The organism is Streptomyces sp. NRRL B-24572, from assembly GCF_002156145.1.
Taxonomy (GTDB): Bacteria; Actinomycetota; Actinomycetes; order Streptomycetales; family Streptomycetaceae; genus Streptomyces; species Streptomyces vietnamensis.
In genome coordinates this window covers 1-2725 of record NZ_MWIG01000424.1, presented here as the reverse complement: position 1 = coordinate 2725, position 2725 = coordinate 1, and the positions used below count along the sequence as shown (strand labels likewise).

Genomic DNA, 2725 nt, shown 5'->3' with positions numbered 1-2725 from the left:
GCCGCAGGACGCCCGGCCCGTACGGGCCGGGCCGGGCGTCCTGCGGCGGCTGCTGCGGCTGGCGCTGCGGGCGGCGGCGCAGCGGGTCCTCGCTCGGGTCCAGGTACTGCACCTGGGTCTGCTCGTTCCGGTCGCGGACCTGCCGCAGCTGGCTCTGCCAGGGGTGCGGGTCCTCGGCCGGAGGGTTCTGCGGCACGGGGGGCATGACGGCCGTCGGGTCGGCGGCGCCCGCCGGGCCGCTGGTCGGCATGACGCTGGTCGCGGCGGCGGGGTCGTACTGCGGGGGCATCCCGGCGGCGGCCGCGGCTCCGGCGGCGCCGGTGGGCAGCACCTGGGTCGGGTCGGCGGCGCCGGGGGTCTGCGCCTCGGGGGTCCCCGGGACCGGCGCGGGCGCCGGGTCGGGGGCGAGGAGCGCCCCGACGCCCTCCGCCGCCTCGATCTGGGCGGGCGTGGCGTGGACGCCGATGCCGGCGGCGACCGCGCGCAGGCCCCGGGCGAGGTTCACGGCGCTCGGCCGCTGGTCCGGGTTCTTGCTGAGGCAGCGCTCTATGACCGTCCACAGCGGTCCGGGCACGGTCGAGGGGCGGCGCGGCTCCTCGCTGAGGTGCCGGTGGAGGACCTCCAGGGCGGTGCCGCCCGCGAACGGGGGCCGGCCGGTGACCAGCTCGTAGAGGAGGATGCCCGCGCCGTAGATGTCGACGGCGGAGGTCTGCGGGCGGCCCTCGGCGGACTCGGGCGCCACGTACGCGGGCGTGCCGACGAACTCGTGGGTGCGGGTCAGGCCCGGGGAGTCCGCGAGGCGCGCGATGCCGAAGTCGGTCAGCATCGGGTGCATCTGGCCGCCCTGCTCGGCGAGCAGGACGTTGGCCGGCTTGAGGTCGCGGTGGACGACGCCGTCGGCGTGGCTGGCGGCGAGCGCGTCGGCGATCTGGGCGGTGAGGAGGGCGGCGGCGACCGGGGTGAGCGGGCCGCTCTCCCGGATGTACCGGTGCAGGTCGGGGCCCTCGACGAGGTCCATGACGAGGGCGAGGACGTCGCCCTCGACGACCAGGTCGCGGGTGCGCACGATGTTCGGGTGGGTCAGCCGGAGCAGCACGGACCGCTCGCGCAGGAAGCGCATCACGATGTCCGCGTCGTTGGCCAGCTCCTCCTTGAGGACCTTGATCGCGACGGTCTCGCCGGGCTCGCCGGGCACGGCCGCCTCGGCGCCCGCCGTCTCCCGCTGGCGGGCTCGCCAGACGGTGCCCGTGGCGCCGCGGCCGAGCGGCTCCTCGAGCAGGTACTTGCTGCCGATAGGCCGCACGTCACGCGCTCCCTGCTGATCGTGGTCCTGGGGTGGTTCCTTGAGGTGTCCCCGGGGTCCTTGTCCTCTGTTGTGACCCGTCCGGGTGTCCGACCCACTTTAGTGCCGCCGAACGGGTCGCAGGCCGGTCGTCCACAGGCCGATTCCGATGTCGTGTTCGAGCCTCGCCGGGGGGCGGTCCCGGAGGGCCGGAGCGGGCCGAACCCGTTCCCCGCTTGTTCCGAACTTGTCCGGAAGAAGACGCTCCACGCGGGGAGACGGTTGCCACGCATGCTCCGAAGGCATGCCCAACCAGGCTATTTCTCGTCCACGGCCGACCATTCAAGATCACTTATGGCCGACCCGCGGGCGTGTTGTCGGTGGCAGGTGCGAGGATGCCTGCAGCACGTCGCGACGACGGGGTCGGGAGCCCCCGCGCCGTGCCGACCTGTACCGGGCGACGCGTCCGTGCCGGGTGGGGGGAGACACAGGGCGGTTCCCCCCTGCCGGGCCGGCTCTCGCAGAAGGGACCGCTGACGGCGATGCAGATCCGGCTGACCGTCCTCGCGCCGTACGCCGGCCACGGCACCGGGCGCGCCTGCGACGTGCTCGTCACGGCCCCCGCCGGGACGGCCCTCGCCGCCGTGGCCTCGAACCTCGCCGCCGCCGTCACCGGCCCCGACACCTCCTCCTCCGGCACGACCGTGCTCTACGCGGGCGCGGAGCGGCTCGACGGCCGGCGCTGCGTGCTCGGCGAGCCCCCGCTGGTCGACGGCGCGGTCCTCTCCCTCCAGGTCCCCGGCCCTGACGACCGGGCCGACGGGACGGCCTCCGCCCGGCTGCACGTGGTGGCGGGCCCGGACGCGGGCGGGGTGCACCTGCTGCACGGCGGAGCGATCAGAATCGGCCGTTCCGTCGACGCCGACGTGCCGCTCGACGACCCGGACGTCTCCCGCTCCCACTGCACGGTGACCGTCGCCGAGGACGGCCGGGTCACGGTCGCCGACCGCGGCTCGACGAACGGGACGACGCTCGACGGCGTGCCCGTCGGCGACCGCCCGGTCCCGCTCCGCCCGGGTGCGCTGCTGCGCCTCGGCGAGTCCGCCCTCCGTCTGACGGGCGCCGGCGGTACGGACGCACTGACGACCGCACCGGACGGCGAGGGCCACCTGCGCGTCGCCCACGCGACGGACCTGCCGGACCGTACGGGCCCCGCCGACGACAGCACCCACGGCGGGGCGCGCGGCATCGCGTACGGCGAGGTCCACGACGGGAGCCACGCGCACGCGGGGGACGCGCACGACGGACGCGGCGGGGCGGAGCCGCACGGCAGGACCCGGCAGACCGACCCGCCCCAGGACCGGGGAGCCGCACCCGTGCCTCCCGTCAAGCGCGGGCTCGGCGCCTGGGCCCGGCGCCTGGCGGGCGGCCGCGAGGAGCTCC

The 2725-nt window shown here is 76.4% G+C and carries 2 protein-coding genes; one reads left to right on the top strand and one right to left on the bottom strand.

Annotated features, from left to right (window positions below):
• Positions 1 to 1303: serine/threonine-protein kinase (locus CCN56_RS24505; RefSeq protein ID WP_086830043.1), on the bottom strand; the 1303-nt coding region annotated here is incomplete at its 3' end.
• A gap of 521 nt (positions 1304 to 1824) precedes the next feature.
• Between CCN56_RS24505 and CCN56_RS24500 the strand changes: the two genes are divergently transcribed.
• Positions 1825 to 2725, top strand: a 901-nt coding sequence (locus CCN56_RS24500; protein WP_143664613.1) for an FHA domain-containing protein, incomplete at its 3' end; no start/stop codon positions are given.